This is a genomic window from Thalassococcus profundi, assembly GCF_003344785.1.
GTDB classification, from domain to species: domain Bacteria; phylum Pseudomonadota; class Alphaproteobacteria; order Rhodobacterales; family Rhodobacteraceae; genus Puniceibacterium; species Puniceibacterium profundi.
This window is the reverse complement of the sequence record NZ_QPMK01000001.1, coordinates 26,016-49,587: the sequence shown is the minus strand read 5'-3', so window position 1 is coordinate 49,587 and position 23,572 is coordinate 26,016. Positions and strand designations below refer to the sequence as shown.

Sequence of the window (23,572 nt, the reverse complement as noted above, 5' to 3'; positions counted from 1 at the left end):
CCCCTTTACATCAAAGGTGCGCGGATCAGCTGTCGTAGTCAATCGCGTGGCGGAGCTGCTTCTCGTATTCCAGCGCCTTGCCGGTACCGAGGGCCACGCAGTTGAGCGACTCGTCGGCGATGCTGACCGCAAGGCCAGTTTGTTCGCGCAAGGCGAGGTCCAGCTCGCCCAGAAGAGCGCCTCCGCCGGTGAGCATCACGCCACGGTCGACGATGTCGGCGGCAAGGTCCGGCGGGGTCGCTTCGAGCGCGGTCATCACCGCTTCGCAGATCGACTGCACCGGTTCGGAGAGCGCCTCGGCCACCTGTGCCTGGCTGATCTCGGTTTCCTTGGGCACGCCGTTCAAGAGGTCGCGGCCACGGATCTGCATGGAAGAGCCGCGCCCGTCGTCGGGCATCCGCGCCGTACCGATGCTGGTCTTGATCCGCTCGGCGGTCGATTCGCCCACCAGCAGGTTCTGCTGGCGGCGCAGGTAGTTGACGATGGCCTCGTCCATGCGGTCGCCGCCGACGCGGACCGAGCGGGCATAGACGATGTCGCCCAAGCTCAGGACCGCCACCTCTGTCGTGCCGCCGCCTATATCGACGACCATGTTGCCCGTGGGATCGGTGATCGGCATGCCGGCCCCGATGGCGGCGGCGATGGGTTCGGCAATCAGGCCAGCGCGGCGGGCACCGGCGCTCAGCACCGACTGCCGGATGGCGCGTTTTTCGACCGGGGTGGCGCCATGCGGGACGCAGACGATGATCTTGGGCTTCGAGAAGGTCGAGCGCTTGTGCACCTTGCGGATGAAATGCTTGATCATTTCCTCGGCGACGTCGAAATCGGCGATCACGCCTTCGCGCATCGGGCGGATCGCCTCGATGCTGCCGGGGGTCCGGCCCAGCATGAGCTTGGCATCCTCGCCCACGGCCAGCACCTTCTTGACGCCGTCCTTGATGTGGTAGGCGACCACCGACGGTTCGGACAGCACCACACCCTTGCCCTTGACGTAAATCAGCGTGTTCGCCGTGCCGAGGTCGATGGCCATGTCCGCCGAGAACATGCCGAGGAGTTTTTCCAGTCCAAACATTTGCCGTGCCCCAATGGTATGAAGGTCCGCGACTCTCCCGAGGCAGACCGGTGGCCCTTATAGGCATGGATTGACTGTAGTGAAAGGGTATGTCTTGCGGCGATCAGCATGAAACCGCTGGACCGTTTTCGCCGACCGTTCCGGCGCTGAAGGATGATGCAGATCCGGGCGCGGACCATGCCGCAAACCTGTGCAGCGGCGTTGGAGTCTGCGCTGCCGCGCAGCCCTTCGACCGGGCGCGCCGGCCCATTGATGGCGGTTTTCCGGTGTGGTCCATGTGTCGGTTTCCGTCGGAACCGACCGTATCGCAAAGCGCGACACGCGGCCTGAGGGTGGGGAGGCCGAAGCCTGTTGCGTCGATCCGGCGGCCGGAGCGGCCGGAGTTCGACCGCAAGCGCGCTGTCGTCTGTCGAACCCGTACCTGGACGCCCAGACCGGCGCATGCCGCAGCACCTCTTCGGCCGGACAGCCGGCCGCGGCACCGTGTCGGCCCCTGCCATCTCGAACACGCCCCCGCAGCGACGTGGCGCGGGCTTTGTCGGCTGTGAATGTCGCCGCGCCCGACGTCCTGATCGCGCCGCGCTGACTCGTCCGAAATTCTCGGGGCGCGTCGTTTTCCCGACATGACGTGTCGGGACAGTTTCGCGGCGGGGTTTGCAACCGGGTATGCACGGGCAAATCGCAACGGAGTCGCGCCCCATGAAAACCCACGTCAAAGCTCTCGTTGTCGGCGGCGGCGCCGTCGGCACCTCCATCGCCTATCACCTGGCCCGTGCGGGCTGGGATGACGTCATGCTGCTGGAACGCGACGAGCTGACCTCCGGCTCCACCTGGCACGCGGCGGGACTGCTGCCCTATTTCAACATGTCCTTCGCCACGACCCACATCCACGACTACTCGATCAAGTTCTACAAGACGCTCGAGGAAGAGACCGGGCTCAATGCCGGGTTCTATGTGGTCGGCAACCTGCGCATGGCGCAGACCGATGCCCGCATGGACGAATACATGGTTTATGCCACCACCGCGGAAACCTGCGGGGTGCCGTTCGAATGGATGACCCCGGCCCAGGTCAAGGAGCGCTGGCCCCTGGTCAACACCAGCGACCTCAAAGGCGCGATCTTCCACCCGACCGACGGCTACATCAATCCGGCGGACGTCACCATGGCGATGGCCAAGGGGGCGCGGCAGCGCGGCGTGATGATCGAGCGCAAGTGGCAGGTGGACAGCTACACCTGGACGGGCGACCACTGGGACGTGGGCATCACCAAGATGGTCGAAAAGGGCGGCAACCTCGTGCCGTCGGACGAAAAGAGCGTGATCCACGCCGAGCATGTGGTCACCGCCACCGGCAACCACGCGCAACGCACGGCCAAGCTGCTGGGCATCAAGATCCCCGCCATCCCGGTCGAGCACCAGTTCATCGTCACCGAACCGGACCCGGCGCTGGTCGAGTACCGCAAGACCCACGACCAGCACCCGGTGCTGCGCGACGCGGACGCCAAGTGGTACGTCCGCGAGGAACGCGGCGGCTGGATCCTCGGCCCCTATGAGCGCAATGCGCCGGCACGTTTCGAATACGGCGTGCCCGACAGCTTCCGCGCCGACCTCTTCCCGCTCGATCTGGAGCGGATCGAAGAGGAATACATGAGCATGATCCACCGCATTCCCTCCGCGGAAACCGTGGGTCTCAAGGACGATTTCAACGGCCCGATCTGCTATACGCCGGACGGCAACCCGCTGGTGGGTCCGGCCCCGGGCCTGCGCAACATGTGGCTGGCCGAGGGCTTTTCGTTCGGCATCACCGCGGCCGGCGGCACCGGGCATTACCTGGCCCAGATGATGGTCGACGGCGAGGCCGAGATCGACATGGCGTCGCTCGATCCCAAGCGCTACGGCTCCTGGATGACCACGGAATACGCCGCGCGCAAGAACGAGGAAGCCTACGACCACGTTTACGTCCTGCACCACCCGGACGAAGAACGCCCCGCCTGCCGTCCGCTGCGCACCGTTCCGGCCTACGAGCGCCAGAAGGCCCGCGGCGCCCAGTTCGGCCATGTCAACGGCTGGGAACGTCCCAACTACTTCGGCCCGCTGGATGCGGACGAGAATTTCGACCACGACGCCCGCAGCTTCCGCCGCGGCGGCTGGTGGCAATATGCCGTGGACGAGGCCAAGGCGATCCGCGAGGCCGCGGGCCTGATCGACGCCTCGGCCTTCACCAAGCACGTGGTCAAGGGGCCGGGTGCGACACAGTTCCTCGACTGGTTCACCTGCAACAAGCTGCCCAAGGTGGGCCGCATCAACCTGACCTACGCGCTGACTGCGCAGGGCACCACGCGCACCGAATACACCATCGTGCGTCTGGCCGAGGACGAGTACTACCTCGTCTCTGCCGGTGCCTGGACCGATTACGACGCCGATTTCCTGCGCAAATGCGCCGCCGACAAGGCGGGCGAGTTCGGCTATATCGAGATACAGAACGTCACCACGCAATGGGGCGTCTTCGCCATCGCCGGGCCGAAATCCCGCGACGTGCTGAACGCGGTCATCAAGGACGCCGATCCGGCGACCGCCCTGTCGAACAAGCGTTTCCCGTGGCTGTCGTGCCGCGAGATCGAGCTGGGCATGTGCCCGGTCCGGGCCATCCGCGTCGCCTATACCGGCGAGCTGGGCTGGGAGCTGCATCACCCGATCGAGATGCAGAACTACCTCTTCGACCTGCTGGAAAAGGCGGGCGAGGCCCACGGGATGAAGCTGGTCGGCGCACGGGCGCAGAACTGGCTGCGGCAGGAAAAGAGCTACCGCGCCTTCGGCAACGAGTTGGGCCGCGACGCCACGCCGCTCGAGGCCGATCTGCCGCGCTTCGTGGACCTGGGAAAGGACTTCCAGGGCAAGGCCGCGATGGAAGCCAAGGGCATCCGCAGCAAGTGCTGCACGCTGCTGATCGCCGGGCCGGACGACGCCGACCCCTGGGGCCGCGAGGCGCTGTATGCCGAGGACGGCACGCGCGTCGGACGCCTGACCTCTGGCGGCTATTCGGTGGCCTTCGGCAAGAGCATCGGCATGGGCTATGTGAAACCCGAACTGGCGGTGCCGGGCACGAAGCTGAAGGTCAAGATGTTCGACAAGCTCTGGGACGCCGAGGTGACCGAGGACAGCCCCTACGATCCGTCGAATGCCGTGATCCGGGTGGATGGGTGAGGAATCGCGCGTGCCGCGCGATACGAGAGGCTCTGCCTCTCGTGCTCTCCGAGGGTTATTGAAAACCGAAGAAGGGGCGCGCGCTTTGGCCCTGATCTGAAAAAGCCCCGTCGGCAGTGCCGGCGGGGCTTTGGTTTGCAAGGACGCCCGCGAGGGCGGAAGCGCGATCGCTACATCAGCCGTTCGGCCATGTCGGGCTGGCGCATCACTTCGCCGAAGCCCGAGGATTCGATCTTTTTTACGGTGATGGCGCTGGCGCCGCAGCTCTGGCCCAGCTGGGCCACGAGTTCCGACAGCAGCACCGGCGGCATCTCTTCTCCGATGTCGCGCAGGGTGGTGATCTCGTATTCCGCCCAGGTTTCGTTGGCCTCGACGTATTCGGTCACCGCCGCATCGCCGCCCGCGGCCTCGATATTGCGCAGGATGCAGCGGTTGGCCTCGCGCATCGGCTCGCCCCAGCTCAGGTCCGGGATCTTGTCTTCATATTCCGGCAGGCGCTCGCGATAGAAATCCGTGAGCTCTTCTGCCGCGGCTTCGCTCGCGATCTCCAGCCGCTCCAGCATCGCGTCGATGTCGGCGGCCTGCGCGATGGCGGGCAGCGCGCAGAGCGCGGCGGTGGTCAGGGTACGTCGGATCATGGAACCTCTTCCGTCTTGTCTAGCCCAGCAGGCGACGGGCGATCACCTGCGCCTGGATCTCTGCGGCGCCCTCGAAGATGTTGAGGATCCGGGCGTCGCAGAGGATTCGGCTGATGCTATACTCAAGCGCGAAGCCATTGCCACCGTGGATCTGCAGGCCGTTGTCGGCCGCCGCCCAGGCGACCCGCGCGCCGAGCAGCTTGGCCATCCCGGCCTCGATGTCGCAGCGGTGGCCTTCGTCCTTCTCGAAGGCCGAGTAATAGGTCAGCTGGCGGGCCACCATGATCTCGACCGCCATCATGGCGAGTTTACCCGACACGCGCGGGAAGGCGATCAGCGATTTGCCGAACTGCTTGCGGTCCTGGGCGTATTGCATCGACACGTCGAGCGCCGATTGCGCCACGCCGATGGCGCGGGCGGCAGTCTGGATGCGGGCCGACTCAAACGTCTCCATCAGCTGCTTGAAGCCCTTGCCCTCTTCGCCGCCCAGCAGATTCTCGCCCTTTACGTGGAAGCCGTCGAAGCCAAGCTCGTATTCCTTCATGCCGCGGTAGCCCAGAACCTCGATCTCGCCGCCGGTCATGCCCTCGGTGGGGAAGGGCGCGTCGTCGGTGCCGGGGGTCTTTTCCGCCAGAAACATCGACAGGCCCTTGTAATCGGTCGTGTCGGGATCGGTGCGCGCCAGCAGGGTCATCACATGGGTGCGCGCGGCGTGGGTGATCCAGGTCTTGTTGCCGGTGATCTTGTAGTCGTCGCTCTCGTCCTTGACCGCGCGGGTGCGCAGGCTGCCGAGGTCGGAACCGGTGTTGGGTTCGGTGAAGACCGCCGTCGGCAGGGTCTCGGCGCTGGCGAGCTGCGGCAGCCATTTCTGTTTCTGCTCCTCGGTGCCGCCGGCGATGATCAGTTCCGCCGCGATCTCGGACCGGGTGCCGAGGGAGCCCACGCCGATATAGCCGCGCGACAGTTCCTCGGAGACCACGCACATCGACGCCTTGGACAGGCCGAAGCCGCCGTATTCCTCGGGGATGGTCAGGCCGAAGACGCCCATCTCGGCCAGTTCCTCGATGATCTCCATCGGGATGAGCTCGTCCTTGAGGTGCCAGTCGTGGGCATGCGGCAGGACCTTTTCGACCGAAAAGCGGCGGAACTGGTCGCGGATCATCTCGAGCTCGTCGTCGAGCCCGGTGGCGCCCACGGTCACATCGGCATTGCGCTCCTGCATGAGCGTCACCAGCCGTTCGCGGGCGGCCTGGGTGTTGCCGCGTGTCATCAGGGTGGTGACATCGCCGGTGCACAGGGTCATCACCGCGTCGGAGCCGAGGCCAAGGTCGCGCAGGCGGATGATCTCGCCCTGGCTCATCGGGATGCCGCCGACGATCTGGCCCAGGTATTCGCCGAAGGCGATCTGGAGGATCAGCTGTTCGACCTCGCCGAACTTGCCCTCTTCGACCAGTTTCTCGGCCCAGTTCTGCATCTGCCGAAGCGATTCGCGGTAGGTGGCGAGCCACGCCAGCCCGTGCGCCGCGGTCTGGTGCGCTTCGATCAGGGCGCCGGAGACGCGGCCGTTCTCGGTGACCTTGTCGCGCAGCGCGCTGCGGGCGGTGTCGTAGACCGTGTCCACCGGGGCGACGGCGGCCTTGGTCAGGGTCAGGAGGTCGGGCAGCAGCACAGGCTGTTCCAGGGTCAGGTCTTGTCCGTCGTGGGCCATGAGTCACGTCCTTTCCAATGTTCCGCCCCGCATACCTACTTTGCAGGTGCAGCGCAACAAAAATACCCCAGTCTGCGTCCAATTGTTCAATTCTTGCGCGGTCGAATTTTGCGGTGGGCGCAGCGGGGCTTTGCTATGAGACCGGGATGGAGACGCTTTTCGACCTCGTACCGGCCCCGGCATTCGCCTTATGTCTTGGAATTGCCCTGCTGGCGGGCATCGTCAAGGGCGTGGTGGGCTTTGCCATGCCGATGATCATGATCTCGGGCATGGGCTCGGTCATCGCGCCGGAACTGGCCCTGGCCGGCCTGATCCTGCCGACGCTTGTCACCAACGGCATGCAGGCACTGCGCCAGGGGGCGGGCGCGGCGCTGGGGTCGATGTATCGCTTCCGCCTGTTCCTAGGCGTCGGATTGGTGATGCTGCTGATTTCGGCGCAGCTGGTCACTGTGCTGCCGGTCGCCGTGATGCTGGCGCTGATCGGCGGGCCGGTGGCGGCCTTTGCCTGTGCACAGCTGCTGGGCTGGAAGGGCGAGCTGCCGGGCGGACCGAGCGTCAGGCTGGAGCTTGGCATCGGCGCCTTCGCGGGCTTCATCGGCGGCCTTTCGGGCGTCTGGGGACCGCCGGTGGTGGCCTATCTCACCGCGCTCGGCACGGAAAAGCGCGAACAGATGCGCATCCAGGGCGTGATCTACGGGCTGGGTGCGGTGGCGCTGACGGCGGCGCATGTGGGATCGGGCGTGCTCGACGCGCGCACGGCGGTGTTCTCGGCGACGCTTATTCCATCGGCGGTGGTGGGCATGTGGATCGGCGGGCGCATCCAGGACCGGATCGACCAGACGTTGTTCCGCAAGGCGACGCTGGCGGTGCTGCTGATCGCCGGGCTGAACCTGCTGCGACGGGCTTTCTTCGGCTGACGGGCCGGTGGGTTGCAAACCCACCCTACGGTTCAGGAGATGGCCGCGAAACCGCAGGAGCCGGCGATTTCGGGTTCCTGCAGCGGCGAGACCACGTCGAAACTGGCCTTGTAGATCTCCCGCCCGCCCTGCGTTGCGGTGAAGGTCCAGGTGCCCTGGACCATCTCTTCGGGCAGGTCGAAGGTATAGGCGTTGATCGAGACGCCCGTGCCGCCCATGCTGGTGACATAGCGTTGTTCGGTGGCGCCGCTGTCCTTGAAGGGCGGATGCGTGAGCGTGATGACCACCCCCTGCAGCAGCCGCCCGTCGGTCTGCGTCTTGATGCCGAAGCTGAGACCGAGCACCGCCGGCACCCGCGTGCTCAGCCACTGGAATTCCGGCACCTCGTCGTAAAGCTCGATGCGGCCGGCGACAGTTCCGGGGGCCTCGACGGATTCGCTGGATTCGACCTCGCAGAACACGCCCTGGGTCAGCGACAGGAGCTTGTCGCTGAAGCGCGCGGTGCCGGGATCGGCCGAAGCGGGGAGGGCGGCGAGGCAGCAGACGAGGGCGAGGGTGCGGATCATGACACCATGATGCGCCGGGCGGGGGCGGTTTTCAACGGGTCATGACAGGCGAAGGCGGCGTTGCGCCGGTGCGGCGCCGCTGTCAAAGCGAGAAACCGGGACATTCGCGGCCAACGCGGGAGAGTTGACGCATCTTGGACCCGTGCGCGCAGCGCAATGTCTCCCGCTTGGCCGGGCGGGGATCGGTGGCCGCTGGAACGCCTCGGCGCCAGCGGCCCGGGTCTTTGGTCCTCAGCCGATGGCGGCGGCCTTCACGTCGTCGTCGATGAAGGGCACATATTGCTCGAAATTGTCGGCGAACATCTGCACGAGCTTTTCCGCCTGCGCGTCATAGGCCGCCTTGTCGTCCCAGGTCCGGCGCGGGTCGAGCAGCAGTTCGGGCACGCCCGGCACCGTCACCGGCACGTCGAAGCCGAAGTTCGGGTCCTTGCGGAACTCGGCCCCGGCCAGGGTGCCGTCCAGCGCCGCGGTCAGCAGCGTGCGGGTGGCCTTGATCGGCATCCGCTGACCCTGGCCGTAGGCGCCGCCAGTCCAGCCGGTGTTCACCAGCCAGCAGGTGGCGCCGTGCTTGGCGATCTTGCCCTTGAGCAGGTTGCCGTAGGCTTCTGGCCGGCGCGGCATGAAGGGCGCGCCGAAGCAGGTGGAAAAGGTCGGCTGCGGTTCGGTCACGCCCCGTTCGGTGCCGGCCACCTTGGCGGTGAAGCCCGACAGGAAGTGGTACATCGCCTGCGCCGGTGTCAGCCGCGCGATCGGGGGCAGCACGCCGAAGGCGTCGCAGGTCAGCATGATGATGTTCTTGGGATGCCCGCCGAGCGCCGACTTGGACGCGTTGGAGATATATTCCAGCGGGTAGGCGCAGCGCATGTTGGCGGTGAGGCTGTCATCCTCGAAATCCAGCTCGAAGGTCTCGGGATCGAAGACCATGTTCTCGATCACCGTACCGAACTTGGTGGTGGTGTCGTAGATCTCGGGCTCTGCCTCGCGGCTCAGGCTGATGGTCTTGGCATAGCAGCCGCCTTCGAAGTTGAAGGTGCCGCGGTCCGACCAGCCATGTTCGTCGTCGCCGATCAGGACGCGTCCCGGGTCGGCCGACAGCGTGGTCTTGCCGGTGCCTGAGAGGCCGAAGAAGACGGCGGTGTCCACCGGGTTTCCGACCGCGTGGTTGGCCGAGCAGTGCATCGGCATGATGCCCTTTTCCGGCAACAGGTAGTTCAGCAGGGTAAAGACGGATTTCTTGTTCTCGCCCGCGTATTCGGTGTTGGCGATCAGGATCATCTTACGGTCGAAGTTCATGGTGATGACCGTCTCGGACCGACAGTCGTGCTTCTTGGGATCGGCCTTGAAGCTGGGGCAGTTGATGATCGTCCAGTCGGCGGTAAAGGCGTCGAGGTCCTCGCGGTCGGGACGGCGCAGCATGTGCCGGATGAAGAGGTTGTGCCAGGCCAGCTCCGAGATCACCCGCACGTCGATGGCATGGGTCGGATCGGCGCCGCCGACGAGGTCCTGCACGAAGTAGTCGCGACCCTTCATGTGGGCGACCATGTCCGCGTAGAGCGCGTCGAACCCTTCGGGCGACATCGCGGCATTGTTCTCCCACCAGATGTTGTCGGCGACGCTGTCGGTCTTGACGATGTGCTTGTCCTTCGGCGACCGTCCGGTAAAGGTGCCGGTGGACACCAAAAACGCACCGCCCTTGCCCAGCGTGCCTTCGTCGCGCTTCAGCGCCTCGGCGATCAATGCCGGCTCCATCAGGTTGTAATAGACATTTCCCAGACCCTCGATACCTTGATCCTCGAGGCGGAATTGCGGGTTCACCCGTCCGAATGTCATTTGCCAAGCTCCTGTAGCCGCTGTGAGGCGGCGATCCTTCCTGGGCCCGCGGTCGACAATTCGGGCGGGCCATCGGGCGCAGGACACGTCCGAATGTATCGGTCTTAGCACGGGGTCTTCGACGGTGAACAGCGCGCAAACGCACAGTTAGCGATACCAGGAAAAGGTTTAGCGCAACCAAGTTTCGCACCCGCCGCGAAAGGTGAGGCAATTTAGTCATTCTTTGAGAATTTTCGGCTGCAATGACCGGCGGACCGTTGGCTGATTCGCACTTGGCTATTGTTGCAAGGATGAAAACAACGCATAGTGCGGAAAAAAACAGGCAACAAGAGCAGTTGAAGGAAATCAACCATGTCGAAAATCGCCCTGGTGGACGACGACAGGAATATCCTGACGTCGGTGTCCATGACTCTGGAGGCAGAGGGCTTCGAGGTCGAAACCTATAACGACGGTCAGGCGGCGCTGGATGCGTTCAACAAGAAGCTGCCGGACATGGCAGTCTTCGACATCAAGATGCCGCGCATGGACGGCATGGACCTGCTGCAGCGCGTGCGGCAGAAATCCAAGATGCCGGTGATCTTCCTGACCTCCAAGGACGACGAGATCGACGAGGTTCTGGGCCTGCGCATGGGCGCCGACGACTACGTCAAGAAACCGTTCTCGCAGCGTCTGCTGGTCGAACGCATCCGCGCGCTGCTGCGCCGCCAGGAGGCGGTGGCGGGCGACATCGTCGGCGACACCGAAGAGACCAAGCTGATGACCCGCGGGTCGCTGACCATGGACCCGCTGCGCCATTCGGTGACCTGGAAGGGCCAGGACGTGTCGCTGACCGTGACCGAATTCCTGCTGCTGCAGGCGCTGGCGCAGCGCCCCGGCTTCGTCAAGTCGCGCGACCAGCTGATGGACGTGGCCTATGACGACCAGGTCTATGTCGACGACCGGACCATCGACAGCCACATCAAGCGTCTGCGCAAGAAGATGCGCAGCGCCGACGATGATTTCTCGGCGATCGAGACGCTCTATGGTATTGGGTACCGTTATAACGAAGAGTGATCTCCATGGCGCTGGCCGAGAGGATTACCATGCGCGATGACGTCCCCGGCGAACGCAGGGATGCAGATGTCGTGCTGGGCGATGACTGGATCGCCCCCGACAGCACGGTCGAGAAGGAATTGCAGGCCAGCCGGGCGCGGCGCGGCCTGTTTTCGCTCAACCGCTCGCCGCTGACGCGCAAGATCATCACCTTCAACCTCATCGCGCTGAACGTGCTGGTCGCCGGAATCCTCTACCTCAACTCCTCGCGCGACACGCTCGCGGTACAGCGCTCCAACGCGATGCTGACCGAAGCGGAACTGATCGCCGACATCTTCGAGGCGCAGCTGCCGCGCGGCGCGCCGGTCAGCCTGGCATCGAGCGACGGCATCGACGTCTCGGCAACGGTCGCGGGCATCGACCTGCGCGAAGGCGCGCAGCTGATGATCTTCGACGCTGGCAATTTCCTGGTCGGAGAGGCCGTCGGCACCCTGCCGGTCTTCCAGACCGCCGAGGCCGCCGAAGACGACCGGAACGCCGTCATCACCGATTTTCTCGCCGGTCTCTGGCACCGGGTCTCTGCAGTGTTCGGCGCGCTTGGAGAGGATGCGCCGCGGTCGCAGGAGGACCGCCTGCGCCGCATGATCGAAGCGGGCGATCCGATGCAGACGCGCGTCGAGTCCGGCAGCGGCCCGCGCGGAGAGACGATCTTTACCGCCTTCACCCCGATCCTGCAGGGCGACACGCTGCAGGGCATCGTCGCGCTGGAAAGCGCCGCGGTCGAGATCGACGCTGCCGTGCGCACCGAACGGGAACGGGTGCTGCAGATGTTCGTCATCGCCACGCTGGTGTCCATCGGCCTGAGCATCGTGCTGGCCTCGACCATCGCCAACCCGATCTCCGACCTCGCCGACGCCGCCGAGATCGGCCGCGACCGCAACAAGCGCTCGGTCGCGCCCGGCCGCATCCGCATCCCCGACCTCACCGCCCGCCCCGACGAGATCGGGCGCCTGTCGGGCGCGCTGCGCGGCATGGTCGGCGCGCTCTACGACCGGATCGACAGCAACGAACAATTCGCTGCCGACGTGGCGCACGAGATCAAGAACCCGCTGGCCTCCCTGCGCTCTGCCATCGGCAGCCTGCGCATCGTCAAGAAAGAGGATCACCGCGACAAGCTCCTGAACGTGATCGAACACGACGTGCGCCGGCTCGACCGCCTGGTCAGCGACATTTCCAACGCGTCGCGGCTCGATTCCGAACTGGTCAAGGAAGAGGAACAGCCGTTCAACCTGCTGGAGATGCTGAACAACCTCGCGCAGTACCTGGGCGAGGATGCAAAGAAGCAGGGCATCGAGTTCATCATCGACCTGCCGCAGCGCCCGATCCAGATCCAGGGGCTCGAGGCGCGGCTGGCGCAGGTCTTCGTCAACCTCATCACCAACGCGATTTCCTTCTGCGAGGATGGCGACGCGATCCGCATCTGGGCGCGGCGCCGCGAGAACCGCGTGCTGGTGGTGGTCGAGGACACCGGCCCCGGCATCCCCGAAGAGGCGCTGGCAAAGATTTTCAAGCGCTTCTACTCGCAACGGCCCGAGACCGATTTCGGCAACAACTCCGGCCTCGGCCTGGCGATCTCCAAGCAGATCGTGGAGGCCCATGGCGGCGTGATCTGGGCCGAGAACATCCGCCCGACCGAAGCCGACGTGACCTCGGAACCGCTGGGCGCGCGTTTTGTCGTCGGGTTGCCGATCTGATAGAGACCTGCCGTGTCCCGGCCCGAGGCAAGCCGCATGCCTGACCCTTTGATCCTGCACGCCACCGCCGTGGCCGTCGGCCCGCGTGCGCTCCTGATCCGCGGCCGGTCCGGCGCCGGCAAATCGGCGCTGGCGCTCGAGATGATGGCGCGCGGCGCGCGGCTGGTGTCCGACGACCGGGTGATCCTGACCGCGATCGGCGACGGCCTCGCGCCCTCCGCCCCCGCCGCCCTCCGCGGCCTGATCGAGGCGCGGGGCCTGGGCCTGTTGCAGGCCGAGGTCGCGGACCCCTCGGTACTGGTGGCAGTGCTCGACCTCGATCAGACGGAAACGGAAAGGTTGCCCCCCGAACGGACCACCCTTCTGCTGGACCGCGAACTGCCTTTGCTTCACAATTCTGCGCATGCATATTTTCCCGCCGCGCTCGTGCAATATCTGACGGGCAAAGGACGAATATCATGACCCACTCCTCTGCCCCCGCCGCCGATCCGCCGCGCGTGGTGCTGGTCACCGGCCCGTCAGGCGCGGGGCGGTCCACTGCGATCAACGCGCTCGAAGATTTCGGCTTCGAGGCGATCGACAACATGCCGGTGAGCCTCATTCCCCGGCTGCTGGATGGTCCGGCGCTGGCGCGGCCGATGGCGCTGGGGATTGACGTGCGGAACCGCGATTTTTCCCCCGACGGCCTGCTGGCGCTGCACGCCCGGCTGACGGTCGTCGGCGGCATGCAACTGGAGCTTCTGTATCTCGACTGTGCCGCCGATGTGCTGGTGCGCCGCTATTCCGAAACCCGGCGCCGCCATCCGCTGGCGCCCGATGCCTCGCCGTCCGAGGGCATCGCCCGTGAAATCGCCCTGCTCGAGCCGGTGCGCGCGCGTTCCGATATCCTGATCGACACCACCGAACTGACGCCGCACGATCTGCGCGCGGAATTGCAGGGCTGGTTCGCCACAGATACGGGCCTCGGCATGGCGGTGTCGGTGCATTCGTTCTCCTATAAGCGCGGCCTGCCGCATGGGGTGGACGTGGTGCTCGACTGCCGGTTTCTCGACAATCCCTATTGGAAGGCCGAACTGCGCGGATTGACCGGGCTGGACCCGGCGGTGACCGACCACATCGCACAGGATGCCCGCTTTGCGCCGTTCGTCGACCATGTCCTGGGATTGCTGACATTCCAGCTTCCCGCATGCCTGGCAGAGGGCAAGGCGCATTTTTCGGTCGGGATCGGATGTACCGGGGGGCAACACCGGTCGGTTGCCGTAACGGAAAAGGTCGCCCATGGCCTTGCAGAGAAAGGCTGGCGGGTGTCAATTAGGCATCGGGAGCTGGAGCGGCGCGGCATCGCGCCCGCGACAGAGCGGGTTCTGAGCACAAGCGGAAGGTCACAGGGGTGATCGGGATAGTCATCGTGGCGCACGGCGGGCTGGCGGGCGAATACCTGTCGGCGATGGAGCATGTGGTGGGCGTGCAGCCGGGCGTGCAGGCCATCGCAATCGCCGCCGACCACGACCGCCCCGCCAAGGAGGCCGAGATCTGCGCCGCTGCCGACGCGGTGGACCAGGGCCAGGGCGTCGTCGTGGTGACCGACATGTTCGGCGGCTCGCCGTCGAACCTCAGCCTTCTGGCCTGTCGGCCCGACGACCGCCGCATCCTCTACGGAATGAACCTGCCGATGCTGATCAAGCTGGCGAAGTCCCGCCACAAGAGCGTACCTGACGCCGTGCGCGCTGCGCTTGAGGCCGGGCGCAAGTATATCGACAGCCAGAACGTATCGCACCGGGGCGTTGCGCAGGGCGACGCGCCCGGTGCTTCCTGACCTGCTGGACTACACATGACCGACACCGTGACCCGCGAACTGAAGATCATCAACGAGAAGGGCCTGCATGCGCGGGCCTCGGCGAAGCTCGTCGAGGTGGTGGAGGGATTCGATGCCACGGCCGAGGTCTGCAAGGACGGGATGAGCGCCAGCGGCGACAGCATCATGGGGCTTTTGATGTTGGCAGCCTCCAAGGGAACCTTTATTGAGGTCCAAACCCGCGGGCCGGACGCCGCGGCGTTGGCGGATGCCATCGACGCGCTGGTTTCCGACCGCTTTGGAGAGCAGAACTGACCGCCCCCGCGCCTTTCAGGCCGCCCGCAAGACAGGACGCCGCACGCCCCATGGTGGATTCGTACCATCCCAGCGCACAGCGCAGTGGCGCGCCGAAACCGCAGCACGCGCCCTATGACAAGCGCAAGCTGAGCTATGCCAATACCTTTACCAACCCCTGGAAATCGCTGACCATCCGCACGCTGGAATGGATGACCGGCAAATTGCCGCTCTTGCGTCTGGTGCGCCGGTTCGAACGGCAGGGCCCGGTCGAGGGGCACGGCTTTTTCGGCCAGGCGCTGGATTTGATGGGGATCGAGCTGAGGACGCCCGAACAGCAGATCGCCCGCATCCCCCGCACCGGGCCGGTGATCGTCGTGGCCAATCATCCGCACGGGTTGGTCGACGGCATGGTGCTGGCCGAACTGATCGGCCGGGTCCGCACCGACTACAAGATCCTCACCCGGTCGCTGCTCACCGGCGTGAAGGAGATCGAGGAGTTCATGATCCCCGTGCCCTTCCCGCACGAGGACGACGCCCGCGAGCAGGGACTCGAGATGCGCGCCCGCGCCATGGAACAGCTGCGCCAGGGCGGGGTGATCGTGCTCTTTCCCTCGGGCGTCGTGGCGGCGTCCGAGACGATGTTCGGCCTGGCGGTCGAGGCCGGCTGGAACCCCTTCACCGCCAAGATGATCCAGCGCTCCGGCGCCTCGGTCCTGCCGATCTTTTTTCCCGGCCAGAACTCCCGCGCCTACCAGATCGCCAACCGCCTGTCGCCGACGCTGCGGCAGGGGCTGCTGATCCACGAGGTGATGCACGCCTGCAAGTGCCCCCAGTCGCCCGTGGTGGGCGACCTCATCCGACCCGAGGAAATCCGGGCCTGGAACGGCAAGAGCCGGGAATTCGTGGCCTGGCTGCGCGAGACGACCCTGGCCCTGCGCGACCGCTGACCGGTCGCCGCGTGTCCGGGCGCGCCTAGTGCTTTGGTCGTATAGGGCGCGCCGCGCTTTTGACTCGCACGACGGCCCGCGGCTATCTTTTCAGCCTGACCGAAAACCAGTCGTCCGCATGCGTGATCGAAAAGGAGCGTTTCATGTGCCAGGTCTTTGCCGGACAGGATCCGGCCCGATACACCTCCACCACGCGCAGGCTTCGGATCAACGGGCAAAGCACCAGCATCCGCCTGGAAAACGCCTTTTGGGCCACGCTAGACGAGATCGCCGAGGCCGAGGGTGTATCGACCCCCTGCTTCCTGTCGAAACTGCATGCCGAGGTGCTGGAACTGCGCGGCGAGCCCGAGAACTTCACCTCGCTGCTGCGAACCACCTGCCTCATTCACCTGGCCAAATCCGGCTCCGGGGCCGACCTCCTGGTGGCAGCGGAATAGCCGCCTGCGAGGATTTTGGCGCTGTAGTATTCCCCTACTACCCGCGCACGCCGCCCTGCGCCCATCCTGAACCGGTCAGAAAACTTCACCGGTCTGGAGGGAAAATGGCCAAAGCCATACACAGCATGATCCGCGTTCTGGACGAGGACCGCTCGGTCGCGTTCTACCGCAAGGCCTTTGGTCTGGAAATCGCGGACCGGCTGGATTTCGACGATTTCACCCTGGTCTACCTCAGCAACGCCGAATCCGACTTCGAACTCGAGCTGACGGTGAACAAGGGCACCACCACGCCGTATGACCTGGGCAACGGCTACGGCCACTTCGCGGTGTCGGTCGACGACCTTGACGCCGAACACGCCCGGTTCGAGGCCGAGGGCCTCGCCCCACGCAAGCTCGTGGAATTCGCCCCCGGCGGCACGCTTGTCGGGCGGTTCTTTTTCGTGGCCGATCCGGACGGCTACCAGATCGAGGTGCTGGAACGCTCCGGCCGCTTCAAGTGATCCCGGCGCGCGGGAAGAGGAGCCTGCGCGCCGCTTTTGCATTGGTCAGACAGGGAGGACACCAACCATGACCAGGACACAGACCCCTCGGGGCATGACCCGGCGCGAGCTGCTGTCGCGCGGCGTGACCGCCGGCGCCAGCTTCGTTGTGGGTGCGGGATACCTGACGGCGAAGGACGCCGCCTGGGCCACCGAGATGGACGCGCTGAAGCCCGAGACGATGGCGACGCTCGTGCAGATGGCGCGGGACATCTATCCGCACGACCAGGTGCCGGACGAGAATTACGTCGTCGCGGTCAAGGGCTACGACGATCCGCAACGCGTGGATTTCGTCGAAGCGGGCATCGAGTCGCTGAACGCCGCCGCGCGCGGCAAGGGCTATGGCAGCTATCTCGACGTGCTGTGGGAGAAGGATCGCGTCGACCTGCTGCGGGGCATGGAGGACAGCGAGTTCTTCCAGACCGTCCGCGGCGGGCTGGTGACCGGCCTCTACAACCAGAAGGCGGTCTGGCCGATCTTCGGCTACGAGGGCGAGTCCTACACGCAGGGCGGCTACATCACGCGCGGTTTCGACGACATTTCCTGGATCTGATCCGGGGCGAGGGAGGATTACTCAGATGGCTGCACCATTTGATCTGAACGACGACTCCGTGGTCGTCATCATCGGCACGGGCGCAGGTGGCGGCGTGCTGGCCAACGAACTGGCCCAGAAGGGCATCAGCGTCGTGGCGCTCGAAGCGGGCGGGCGCTACCTGCCCGAGGATTACGTCAACGACGAGTGGGAAAGCTTTGGCCAGCTGGCCTGGCTCGACCCGCGCACCACGTCGGGCGACTGGCGCGTGGCCAAGGATTTCAGCGGCCTGCCCGCCTGGATCGTCAAGGCCGTGGGCGGCACCACGACCCACTGGGCCGGGGCGTCCATCCGGTTCCAGGACCACGAATGGAAGGCCAAGACCAACTACGGCGACGTGCAGGGCGCGAACCTGCTCGACTGGCCGATCGACGCCGCCGAAATGGCGCCCTGGTACGAAAAGGCCGAGACCAAGCTGGGCGTGACCCGCACGGGCGACCGCGCCGGGCTGCCGGGCAACAACAACTTCAAGGTCTTCGAGGCCGGTGCCAAGGCGCTGGGCTACGGCGAGGTGCATACCGGCCGCATGGCGATCAACTCCGCCGATTACGACGACCGCATGGCCTGCCAGCAGACCGGGTTCTGCTTCCAAGGCTGCAAATGGGGGGCCAAGTGGTCCGCCGCCTATACCGACATCCCGCGCGGCGAGGCGACCGGCAACCTCGAGGTGCGGGAAAAGGCCCATGCGGCCCGCATCCTGCACGACGACGCGGGCAAGGTCACGGGAGTCGAGTATTTCGACGCGGACGGTAATTTGCAGATGCAGAAGGCGCGGATCGTGGCCGTCGCGGGCAACTCGTTCGAGTCGCCCCGGCTGCTGCTCAACTCGGCCTCGTCGATGTTCCCGGACGGTTTGGCCAACTCCTCGGGCCAGGTCGGGCGCAACTACATGCGGCACCTGACGGGATCGGTCTACGCGATCTTCGACAAGCCGGTGAAGATGTGGCGCGGCACCACCATGGCCGGCATCGTCCAGGACGAGGCGCGGCACGATCCGAGCCGCGGCTTCGTCGGCGGCTACGAGCTCGAGACCCTGAGCCTCGGCCTGCCTTTCATGGCGGCCTTCCTCGATCCGGGCGCCTGGGGACGCGAATTCACCACCGCGCTCGATCACTACGAGAACATGGCGGGCATGTGGATCGTCGGCGAGGACATGCCGCAGGAAACCAACCGGGTGACGCTGAACATGGACGTGAAAGACCAGTTCGGCCTGCCGGTGGCCAACGTGCATTACAGCGATCACCCCAACGACAAGGCGATGCGCGCCCATGCCTACAAGCAGGGCATGGCGATGTACGACGCCGTCGGGGCCACCCGGTCGATGCCGACGCCGCCCTATCCGTCGACTCACAACCTGGGCACCAACCGGATGTCCGAGAACCCGCGCGACGGCGTGGTCAACCGCTGGGGACAAAGCCACGACGTGTCGAACCTCTTTGTCTCGGACGGGTCGCAATTCACCACAGGGGCGGCGGAAAACCCGACGCTGACCATCGTGGCGCTGGCGATCCGCCAGGCCGACCATATCGCGTCCGAGATGTCGCGCGGCAATCTCTGATCCTCGGGGCGGCGAAGTCCGCCGGTCCCTGACGATCCTTAGGCCGGGCCCGCCACGGGTCCGGCCCTTTCTTGCCCGGCAGGCGTGAGCGGGCGCGTCTCCTGTCGTCGGGATTCGTCGCCTATCGGAAACGCGCTGGCGCAAATTCTAGGCAAGGAGTCGGAATTGACGCCCCGGGTCGCGGCTGCGCAAGTGTAGAACGAGCGCAAGTTTGCAGGAGGCGCAGCCATGTCCGACACCATCCGCTTTACGCTTGACGGCGAAGAGGTCGAAGCCCGCAAGGGAGAGACGATCTGGGAAGTGGCGAACGGCCGCGGCCTTGTCATTCCGCACCTGTGCCACAAGCCGCAGCCGGGCTATCGCCCCGACGGCAATTGCCGCGCCTGCATGGTCGAGATCGAGGGAGAGCGCAATCTCGCCGCGTCCTGCATCCGCGAACCGCAGGACGGCATGGTCGTCACCAGCCAATCCGCACGGGCCAAATCCGCGCGCAAGATGGTGGTCGAGATGCTGCTGGCCGACCAGCCCGAGCGCGACGTCTCGCACGACAAGTCCTCGCACCTGTGGGACATGGCCGAGGCGAACGGCATCACCGAATCGCGTCTGCCGACGCTGGAGGCGGAACGCATTCCGCTGCTGGACGACAGCCACGTCGCCATGCGCGTGAACCTCGATGCCTGCATTCAGTGCGGCCTCTGCGTGCGGGCCTGCCGCGAGGTGCAGGTCAACGACGTGATCGGCATGGCCGGACGCGGCCACGACGCCTACCCGGTTTTCGACCTCGACGATCCCATGGGCGACAGCACCTGCGTGGCCTGCGGCGAATGCGTGCAGGCCTGCCCCACGGGCGCGCTCATGCCCGCGACCGAGGTGGACGCCCAACAGGTCGGCGACAGCAAGGATTTCGACAGCGAGGCCAAGTCGGTCTGCCCGTTCTGCGGCGTCGGCTGCCAGGTCTCGGTCAAGGTCAAAGACGGCAAGGTCAAATCGGTCGAGGGCATCAACGGCCCGTCGAACGAAGGCCGGCTCTGCGTCAAGGGCCGCTTCGGCTTTGACTACATTCACCACCCCCATCGCCTGACCAAGCCGCTGATCCGCCGTGACGATGCGCCGGAAAAGGGCCTGAACGTCGATCTGGACAACATCGGCCTGCATTTCCGCGAAGCGTCGTGGGACGAAGCGCTGGATTTTTCCGCGCGCGGCATGGTCGACCTGCGGTCTTTCTACGGCGGCGAGAGCATTGCCGGTTTCGGCTCGGCCAAGTGCACCAACGAAGAGGCGTATCTGTTTCAGAAGCTGATCCGTCAGGGCTTCAAGCACAACAACGTCGATCACTGCACGCGGCTCTGCCATGCCTCCTCGGTGGCGGCGCTGCAGGAGAACGTCGGCTCGGGCGCCGTGACCGCCAGCTTCAACGAGATCGAGAATGCCGATGTCGCCATCGTCATCGGCGCCAACCCGACCGAGAACCACCCCGTCGCCGCGACCTTCTTCAAGCAGTTCGCCAAACGCGGCGGCAAGCTCATCGTCATCGACCCGCGGCGGCAGACGGGTCTGAAACGCCATGCCACGCACATGCTGCAATTCCGCCCCGGCACCGACGTGGCGCTGCTCAACGCGATCATGAACGTGATCGTCGAGGAAAAGCTCTACGACCGGCAGTATATCGAGGGCTTCACCGAAGGCTTCTTCGAATTCCGCGAGCACATCCGGGCCTTCACGCCCGAGCGCATGTCGGACCTCTGCGGCATCAGCCCTGAAATGATCCGCGACGTGGCGCGCGAATTCGCGACGGCGCAGCGCGGCATGATCTTCTGGGGCATGGGCATCAGCCAGCACATCCACGGCACGGACAATTCGCGCTGCCTGATCAGCCTCGCGCTGCTTTGCGGCCATGTCGGGCGCCCCGGCACCGGCCTGCATCCGCTGCGCGGCCAGAACAACGTGCAAGGCGCGTCGGACGCGGGCCTGATCCCGCACGTGATGCCCGACTACCAGTCGGTGACCGATGGGTCCGTGCGCGACCTCTTCCGCCATATCTGGCTGGGCACCGAGATCCAGGAGAAGCCGGGCCTCACCGTGGTCGAGATCATGGACCGGGTCTATCGCGGCTCGATCCGGGGCATGTACGTGCTGGGCGAGAACCCGGCGATGTCGGACCCGGACGTGGAACACGCCCGCAAGGCGCTGGCGCATCTCGATCACCTGGTGGTGCAGGACATCTTCCTGACCGAGACGGCGATGTTCGCCGATGTTATCCTGCCCGCCTCGGCGCTGCCGGAAAAGACCGGCACGGTGACCAACACCAACCGCACGGTCCAGATGGTCCAGCAGGTGCTGCCGCCGCCCGGAGAGGCGCGCGAGGACTGGAAGATCGTCGTCGACCTCGCCCGCCGCATCGGGCTGGACTGGGATTACGACCACCCGCGCGAGGTCTTCGACGAAATGAAGATGTCGATGCGGTCGCTGCATCACATCACCTGGACCCGGCTCAAGAACGAGGGCGCCGTGACCTACCCTTGCAAGGGCCCCGAGGACCCCGGTCAGTCGGTCGTGTTCGGCGACGGCTTCCCGCGCCGCGCGGGCCGCGCGCAGTTCACTCCCGCGCGTGTGACACCGCCCGCCGAGATGCCGGACGACAAGTTCCCGATGATCCTGACCACGGGCCGGCAGCTCGAGCATTGGCACACCGGGTCGATGACCCGCCGCGCCACCGTGCTCGACGCGGTCGAACCCGAGGCCAACTGCTCGATGCATCCGAGCACTTTGCGGCAGCTGGGCGTGGCGCCGGGCGAGCATGTGCGCCTGACCACCCGGCGCGGCACGCTCGAGATCATGGCGCGGGCGGACCGCGCGGTGGCCCCGGACATGGTGTTCCTGCCCTTCGCCTACGTGGAAGCGGCGGCCAACATCCTGACCAACCCGGCGCTGGACCCCTGGGGCAAGATCCCCGAGTTCAAGTATTCCGCGGTGCGCGTCGAAAAGGTGGAAGGCGAGCAGGTCGCCGCGGAATGACCGGCGCCGCGACCGCGTAGATGGCGAGAGCGAGGGGCCAGCCCCTCGCGCTCCCCGAGGGTTATTGAGAACCGAAGAAGGAGCGGGTCGCACCAGGCTTCCGGCTTTCACGCGGGATACCGCGATTTGACCTGGGCGCGGCGGCGGTGTCTGATGCGGGCATCCAGCAAGGAGCCTGCCATGATCCCCGTCGACCCCCAGCGATTTCTCGAAGACCTGCACCACCTGCGGTCCTTCGGCGCCAGCGGCGTCGGCCGCGGCGTGGCGCGTCCGGCCTATACCGATCCGGACATCGCCGCGCGCGACTGGCTGGCCGGCCGCATGGCCGAGGCTGGGCTGGAGCCGGTCTTCGATCCGGCGGGGTCGCTCTTCGGGTTGGCCGAGGGGCCGTCGCTGCTGCTGGGCTCGCATTCCGACAGCCAGCCCGAGGGCGGCTGGCTCGACGGGGCGCTGGGTGTGGTGGCGGGGCTGGAGATCGCGCGGGCGGCGCGCGCGGCGGGTGGGCCTGCGGTGTCCTGCGTGTCCTTCCAGGACGAGGAGGGCCGCTTTGGCGTGACCACCGGCAGCGCCATCTGGGGGGGCAACCAGACGCTCGAGGTGGCCGACCGGCTGATCGACCGCGACGGCGTGACCTTCGGCGATGCGCGGGCGCGGATGGGCGACCGGCTGGGCGATTGGGTCGATCCGGCGCGGTTCACCGGCTTCATGGAGATGCATATCGAGCAGGGGCCGACGCTCGACACCAGCGGCGAGAAGATCGGCGTGGTCGAGGCCATCGTCGGCATCCGCGACATGAAGATCACTCTGACCGGCCAGCAGAACCACGCCGGCACCACGCCGATGGCGCTCCGGCGCGACGCCTTCCAGGGGCTGAGCGCCTTTTCCGAACGGATCAACGCGCGGTTCCGCAACGTCGTCACCCCGGCGACGGTCTGGACCATCGGGCATGTGAGCCTGCATCCCAACGCCTCGTCCATCGTGCCGGGGCGGGCGACCTTTTCGATGCAGTGGCGCGACGGCGACACCGACCGCCTGGCGCGCATGGAAGAGATCATCCGCGACACCGCCGCCGAGGTCGCGGGCGAGATGGGGCTGGCGCTCGACTTCGGCCCGCTCCTGGGGCTGGAGCCGGTTCAGATGGACACCGAACTGCGGGCCGCCCTGGGCAATGCGGCCGAGGCCGAGGCGCCCGGCGCCTCGCGGGTCATGCCTTCGGGGGCGCTGCACGACGCGACCAACGTGGCGCGGCTGATGCCGGTGGCGATGCTCTTCGTGCCGTCGATCGGCGGGGTCAGCCACGATTTCGCCGAAGACACCGCCGAGGAGGACCTGGTGACCGGCCTGAGGGTGCTGGCGCGGGCCGCGGGGGCTTTGGCGGGGTAAGGCTTGTCCGGAATGGGCGGGTCGGCCTAGGCTGGACCGCATCCAAGAGGGGAGAATGATGGACCTGGTGGCGCTTGTCTTCTACGGATGCGTCTGCGGGCTGCTGTCCCTGGCGGGACCGAAGCTGGGCCGTGCGCCGATCCGGTTCGGCGCGGGTGTACTCGTCGGGATCTTCGCGGTGACGGTGCTGCCGATGATCCGCGCGCTGCTGGGCTGACGCCCGTTTTTACAGGTCCCTGCGGGAAACCGCTCGTGCCATGCGAGGGCGGGAACGGCGCCGGGGGCGGCGAC

Annotated in this window: 21 protein-coding genes; 16 read left to right on the top strand and 5 right to left on the bottom strand. The window is 66.1% G+C overall.

The features are described 5' to 3' along the window. Positions 1-25: 25 nt before the first annotated feature. Positions 26-1,072 (bottom strand): rod shape-determining protein, encoded by a 1,047-nt coding sequence (locus tag DU478_RS00225; protein ID WP_114508926.1) that lies wholly within the window; start codon positions 1,070-1,072, stop codon positions 26-28. Between the two features lie 699 nt (positions 1,073-1,771). Here DU478_RS00225 and DU478_RS00220 point away from each other — a divergent pair. After that, positions 1,772-4,273 (top strand): GcvT family protein, encoded by a 2,502-nt coding sequence (locus DU478_RS00220; protein WP_114508925.1) that lies wholly within the window; start codon positions 1,772-1,774, stop codon positions 4,271-4,273. Between the two features lie 170 nt (positions 4,274-4,443). On the opposite strand, the gene DU478_RS00215 is transcribed toward DU478_RS00220, so the two are convergent. Both DU478_RS00215 and DU478_RS00210 read right to left on the bottom strand, forming a co-directional pair. Continuing rightward, positions 4,444-4,911 carry a hypothetical protein gene (locus DU478_RS00215; RefSeq protein ID WP_114508924.1) on the bottom strand — a complete coding sequence of 156 codons (468 nt, stop codon included), beginning with the start codon at positions 4,909-4,911 and terminating at the stop codon, positions 4,444-4,446. A gap of 19 nt (positions 4,912-4,930) precedes the next feature. Continuing rightward, entirely contained in the window at positions 4,931-6,619 is a 1,689-nt protein-coding gene (locus tag DU478_RS00210; protein WP_114508923.1) for an acyl-CoA dehydrogenase family protein, read from the bottom strand. A 146-nt stretch (positions 6,620-6,765) separates the two neighbouring features. Between DU478_RS00210 and DU478_RS00205 the strand changes: the two genes are divergently transcribed. Further along, positions 6,766-7,536, top strand: a complete 771-nt coding sequence (locus tag DU478_RS00205; RefSeq protein WP_114508922.1) for a sulfite exporter TauE/SafE family protein — start codon at positions 6,766-6,768, stop codon at positions 7,534-7,536. Between the two features lie 32 nt (positions 7,537-7,568). Here the strand turns inward: DU478_RS00205 and DU478_RS00200 are convergent, their stop codons facing one another. Beyond that, a complete protein-coding gene (locus tag DU478_RS00200; protein ID WP_114508921.1) occupies positions 7,569-8,102 on the bottom strand; it encodes a DUF3859 domain-containing protein in 534 nt (177 codons plus the stop codon). Between the two features lie 231 nt (positions 8,103-8,333). After that, positions 8,334-9,932 carry a phosphoenolpyruvate carboxykinase gene (locus DU478_RS00195; protein ID WP_114508920.1) on the bottom strand — a complete coding sequence of 533 codons (1,599 nt, stop codon included), beginning with the start codon at positions 9,930-9,932 and terminating at the stop codon, positions 8,334-8,336. Between the two features lie 351 nt (positions 9,933-10,283). Between DU478_RS00195 and DU478_RS00190 the strand changes: the two genes are divergently transcribed. The 14 genes from DU478_RS00190 to DU478_RS22810 all read left to right on the top strand — a co-directional run bounded on the left by DU478_RS00190 (position 10,284) and on the right by DU478_RS22810 (position 23,498). Then, entirely contained in the window at positions 10,284-10,985 is a 702-nt protein-coding gene (locus DU478_RS00190) for a response regulator transcription factor (RefSeq protein WP_114508919.1), read from the top strand. A gap of 5 nt (positions 10,986-10,990) precedes the next feature. Beyond that, the gene (locus tag DU478_RS00185; protein WP_114508918.1) at positions 10,991-12,718 is read left to right on the top strand and encodes a sensor histidine kinase; all 1,728 of its coding nucleotides are present in this window, start codon (positions 10,991-10,993) and stop codon (positions 12,716-12,718) included. Positions 12,719-12,754: 36 nt separating this feature from the next. Further along, complete coding sequence (locus DU478_RS00180; RefSeq protein WP_114508917.1) at positions 12,755-13,180, top strand: HPr kinase/phosphorylase; 426 nt, start codon at positions 12,755-12,757, stop codon at positions 13,178-13,180. Beyond that, positions 13,177-14,112, top strand: coding sequence for an RNase adapter RapZ (gene rapZ, locus DU478_RS00175; protein ID WP_114508916.1), 936 nt, complete (start codon positions 13,177-13,179; stop codon positions 14,110-14,112). Before DU478_RS00180 ends, rapZ begins: the two co-directional genes overlap by 4 nt. Further along, positions 14,109-14,534 (top strand): PTS sugar transporter subunit IIA, encoded by a 426-nt coding sequence (locus DU478_RS00170; RefSeq protein WP_114508915.1) that lies wholly within the window; start codon positions 14,109-14,111, stop codon positions 14,532-14,534. Before rapZ ends, DU478_RS00170 begins: the two co-directional genes overlap by 4 nt. Before the next feature lie 15 nt (positions 14,535-14,549). Beyond that, positions 14,550-14,828 carry an HPr family phosphocarrier protein gene (locus tag DU478_RS00165; protein ID WP_114508914.1) on the top strand — a complete coding sequence of 93 codons (279 nt, stop codon included), beginning with the start codon at positions 14,550-14,552 and terminating at the stop codon, positions 14,826-14,828. Between the two features lie 50 nt (positions 14,829-14,878). Further along, a complete protein-coding gene (locus DU478_RS00160) occupies positions 14,879-15,757 on the top strand; it encodes a lysophospholipid acyltransferase family protein (RefSeq protein ID WP_114508913.1) in 879 nt (292 codons plus the stop codon). Positions 15,758-15,900: 143 nt separating this feature from the next. Continuing rightward, positions 15,901-16,194 carry a ribbon-helix-helix domain-containing protein gene (locus tag DU478_RS00155; protein WP_114508912.1) on the top strand — a complete coding sequence of 98 codons (294 nt, stop codon included), beginning with the start codon at positions 15,901-15,903 and terminating at the stop codon, positions 16,192-16,194. A 104-nt stretch (positions 16,195-16,298) separates the two neighbouring features. Beyond that, positions 16,299-16,694 carry a VOC family protein gene (locus tag DU478_RS00150; protein ID WP_114508911.1) on the top strand — a complete coding sequence of 132 codons (396 nt, stop codon included), beginning with the start codon at positions 16,299-16,301 and terminating at the stop codon, positions 16,692-16,694. A 67-nt stretch (positions 16,695-16,761) separates the two neighbouring features. Then, a complete protein-coding gene (locus tag DU478_RS00145; protein WP_114508910.1) occupies positions 16,762-17,286 on the top strand; it encodes a Twin-arginine translocation pathway signal in 525 nt (174 codons plus the stop codon). 25 nt (positions 17,287-17,311) lie between these two features. Continuing rightward, entirely contained in the window at positions 17,312-18,883 is a 1,572-nt protein-coding gene (locus DU478_RS00140) for a GMC family oxidoreductase (RefSeq protein ID WP_114508909.1), read from the top strand. A gap of 228 nt (positions 18,884-19,111) precedes the next feature. Then, on the top strand, positions 19,112-21,898 hold the full coding sequence (gene fdhF, locus DU478_RS00135; RefSeq protein ID WP_114508908.1) for a formate dehydrogenase subunit alpha: 2,787 nt from the start codon (positions 19,112-19,114) through the stop codon (positions 21,896-21,898). A 180-nt stretch (positions 21,899-22,078) separates the two neighbouring features. After that, positions 22,079-23,281: a Zn-dependent hydrolase gene (locus DU478_RS00130; protein ID WP_114508907.1), complete on the top strand. Its 1,203-nt coding sequence runs from the start codon at positions 22,079-22,081 to the stop codon at positions 23,279-23,281. Positions 23,282-23,336: 55 nt separating this feature from the next. Next, positions 23,337-23,498, top strand: coding sequence for a hypothetical protein (locus DU478_RS22810; RefSeq protein ID WP_158545717.1), 162 nt, complete (start codon positions 23,337-23,339; stop codon positions 23,496-23,498). The last annotated feature ends 74 nt before the right edge of the window (positions 23,499-23,572 follow it).